1 protein-coding gene is annotated in these 271 nt (G+C 46.5%); it reads right to left on the bottom strand.

Features of this window, described 5'->3' with window-relative positions:
* The coding region (locus tag V5P19_RS23620) for a Maf family protein (RefSeq protein WP_334407979.1) at window positions 1-271 on the bottom strand (271 nt) is incomplete at both ends.

Raw genomic sequence — 271 nt, 5'->3', positions numbered from 1 at the left:
CCTTTCACCCATTGGATGCCTACTACGCCGATCCATTCCTGGATGGCATAGGCGCCGGCTTTATCGTAGGGTTGGTATTTATCAACATAGAAACAGATCTGATCATAGCTAAGGTGATGAAACTGTACCTCTGTAATATCGGCAAAAGATGTTTCGCTTCCGTTGCGAAGTATCACTACGCCTGTGATCACCCGGTGCATATTGCCAGATAATGATTGCAAGATATGGATGGCTTCTTCTCGGTCGGCGGGCTTTCCAATTACCTTTTCTC

The organism is Enterobacter sp. UNJFSC 003, assembly GCF_036903355.1.
Lineage (GTDB): Bacteria > Pseudomonadota > Gammaproteobacteria > Enterobacterales > Enterobacteriaceae > Enterobacter.
The sequence above is the reverse complement of the archived record's forward strand: the minus strand, read 5'-3'. Positions and strand labels throughout refer to the sequence as shown.